This window comes from Pedobacter sp. ASV12, assembly GCF_016429155.1.
In the GTDB taxonomy this organism is placed as follows: domain Bacteria; phylum Bacteroidota; class Bacteroidia; order Sphingobacteriales; family Sphingobacteriaceae; genus Pedobacter.
Map to the genome: position 1 here is coordinate 1 of NZ_JAELUC010000158.1, position 2,915 is coordinate 2,915.

General features: G+C 40.0%; 4 protein-coding genes and 1 pseudogene. 1 reads left to right on the plus strand and 4 read right to left on the minus strand.

From position 1 onward, the window contains the following. The first annotated feature begins 276 nt into the window (after positions 1-276). Positions 277-636, plus strand: coding sequence for a hypothetical protein (locus JHD69_RS19345; protein ID WP_199141980.1), 360 nt, complete (start codon positions 277-279; stop codon positions 634-636). A 248-nt stretch (positions 637-884) separates the two neighbouring features. Here JHD69_RS19345 and JHD69_RS19350 read toward each other — a convergent pair whose 3' ends face one another. The 4 genes and pseudogenes from JHD69_RS19350 to JHD69_RS19365 form a co-directional block, all read right to left on the minus strand. Next, complete coding sequence (locus tag JHD69_RS19350) at positions 885-1,379, minus strand: DUF6691 family protein (protein WP_199141981.1); 495 nt, start codon at positions 1,377-1,379, stop codon at positions 885-887. A 9-nt stretch (positions 1,380-1,388) separates the two neighbouring features. Then, positions 1,389-1,952: a YeeE/YedE family protein gene (locus tag JHD69_RS19355; protein WP_199141982.1), complete on the minus strand. Its 564-nt coding sequence runs from the start codon at positions 1,950-1,952 to the stop codon at positions 1,389-1,391. A gap of 1 nt (position 1,953) precedes the next feature. Beyond that, positions 1,954-2,250, minus strand: a pseudogene (gene trxA, locus JHD69_RS19360) (thioredoxin); the annotation flags it as partial. Positions 2,251-2,512: 262 nt separating this feature from the next. Continuing rightward, the gene (locus tag JHD69_RS19365) at positions 2,513-2,719 is read right to left on the minus strand and encodes a YgaP family membrane protein (RefSeq protein ID WP_199141984.1); all 207 of its coding nucleotides are present in this window, start codon (positions 2,717-2,719) and stop codon (positions 2,513-2,515) included. Positions 2,720-2,915: the final 196 nt, after the last annotated feature.

Below are 2,915 nucleotides of genomic sequence, written 5' to 3' on the forward strand. Positions count from 1 at the left end.
CCCCCCCCCCCCCCCCCCCCCCCCCCCCCCCCCCCCCCCCCCCCCCCCCCCTTTTTAGATGTGTATAAGAGACAGAATACAATCACCTCTATTTTAGATTGTGCTACAAAACATCGCTGCATTTATATATGCACCAGTATCCGAGGTGCAGGAAACTCCAAAAAAGTAATTGGCACGATCGCCAGTAAGTTAATTGTAAAAACAAGAATTCCCATAATTAGCATACCTAGCTCTTATAAAGCAAAGGCCCTCCATAGTCTTTGTTATGCTACCGATATGATCAATTATCAAAAAGAGATTAAAAAGATATTGGAATTTGCCAGTCCTCTTAAAATTGCAATAAAGATGCTGCATATTGTTTTACCAACAGAAACCTTGCCTAAAATTACTACAATAGAAACCAGGCTACTTAAAAGAACGAAAGCTGAAATTAAAGTAAAATATGTCTTAAAAAGCGTTAATAATACATTGGATGAAGATATTAATCTCGCCATCAAAAAAGTTAAACCTTCATTGATTGTTTTTTTTATAAATCAATCTACAACTTACTTCGATTCTATATTTTATCCACCTAAGGTCCAATCCTTATCTATTCTTTCGAAAATTCCACTTTTGAGTTTTAAAAGGTATATATAAATTTTCAGATCAGTGATAATAGATCTGCTTGTGAGGAGGATATAGAGCAATTTGAATAAAATTGAGATTCTTAGTTATCTTGGTATCATCAGAAATGATGAATTTTTCAGGCGCTTCCGCAAATTGATACGTCGCTGTTATTTGCTAACAATGTGAGTTAGGCAGGCAGCAGTAAAAAATCCAGCAAGCTTCAACTTGATTTAATATGGATTAACATGCCACATGAAAGGCTGCAAAAAAGCATAAACTTAATGTGGCAATTTATCCCTTAGCCAACCGTATACCCAAGTGCCCGCAATGGCACTTAAAAGCGTAACTACAATTACGGTTGCCCCAGTGCCAATTTGTGCAAATAACGGACCTGGACAGGCGCCCGTAATTGCCCAGCCTAAGCCGAATAGCAACCCGCCATATATCTGGCCCTTATTGAAGGTTTTGGGGTGAAGTTCGATGGTTTCGCCATATATGGTTTTGATGTTGAATTTCTTGATGAGCCAAACTGAAATCATACCTACCGCTATAGCACTACCAATAATGCCGTACATGTGAAACGATTGCAAGCGGAACATTTCTTGGATGCGAAACCAACTAACCACCTCCGACTTAACGAAAACCACACCAAACAACACCCCTACAACCAAGTATTTTATATTATGATACCACCGATGTGCCAAATGACTTTCGTTAACGCACATGGCGTCCAAAGAACGTACTTCAAAATCTGTATTTGTACTTTGCTGCATAATAATTTTTTAAAGAGATAAAATATGGGGTAGAATTAGGTTGGCCATGATCAGTCCACCTACCATAAAGCTCATTGTTGCGATTAATGAAGGCCATTGCAGATTAGAAAGGCCCATAATGGCATGTCCACTGGTACAACCACCAGCGTAACGAGTACCAAAACCCACCAAAAAACCACCTATAACCATGAGTAGGAAGCCTCGAAGGGTAAGCAATGATGCCCAGCTCATTACATCGGTTGGCACCAGATGATCATAATTAGTAATTCCATAACCTGCTAATTCACTAGCCAGTTTCGGATTGATGTCAATAGGATTGGGGTTCGGTAAAAAGTTAATGGCAATTGCGCCACCCAAAAATATACCGAACACAAAAACCAAATTCCAAACTTCTTTTTTCCAATCGTAGGTAAAAAACGGGATGTTAGCAGGAAAGCACGAGGCACATATATGTCTTAATGACGAACTAATCCCAAAAGATTTATTACCTAATATCAAAAGCGCAGGCACAGTTAATCCTATTAACGGCCCAGCGATGTACCAAGGCCAGGGCTGTTTTAAAAATTCCGTCATATTATAGGTTTTCGTTGATTAATTTCTCTAAATCAGAAACCGGTACCACCCCCGATTGTCGCCATCTTATTTCTCCTTTTTTGAATAAAATGAGTGTTGGAACGCCACTTACGCGGTAGGCGGCTGCGGCATTTTGATTTTTGTCTACATCAATTTTAATGATGCTAGCTTTATCGCTTACCCGTTTTTTTAGATCTTCCAACATAGGGGCCATCATTTTGCATGGGCCACACCATTCCGCAAAAAAATCTACTAAAACCGGTTTATCTTGATTGATGATTTCTTGAAAAGTCATATCATTTGTTTTTTGTCTTTCACTTTACCTCCTCGAAGGTAATTTCTTCTGCCGCAACAGACTTATGGTTCCTGGCTTTTGGTGTGTTAGGCAAACACCTATCACAGCAACCTATGTTAAGGACTGCTAATACCGAAAAAATACTGCCCATTGCAATTAGTGCCCATTCTTGGGCTAACATACCTTGCGATATGATAAATATACCTATTACTAAGCGCAGCATACGCATCATATTCCAGTTTTTCAAAACGACCGCTTTCATTGTTTAATTTTTATTCTTGGTTGTACTGATGTTAAACGGAAAATAAAGTGGGCAAAAGCCCATCAACGAAGTGAGGACAAATGCCAAGGCAATTATGCCCAAAATAATAGCTGCAGTTCCCGAAATCACATTTGTGAAGTACAAAGCTGCAATAACAATAGCACTCATGATGCGTAATGTTTTGTCGGCGTTCCCCATGTTTTTTTTCATCGTTTTACTTTTAAATAAGATTAATAATGCTTGAACGTTTGATTTTACCTGTTTGCTAGTGCCTTGTTTACATTTTGCAGGGCCCCGCCATCTACCTGTCTCTTATACACATCTCCGAGCCCACGAGACAGTACTCATGATCGCGTATGCCGTCTTCTGCTTGAGATGGGGGGGGGGGGGGGGGGGGGGGGGGGGG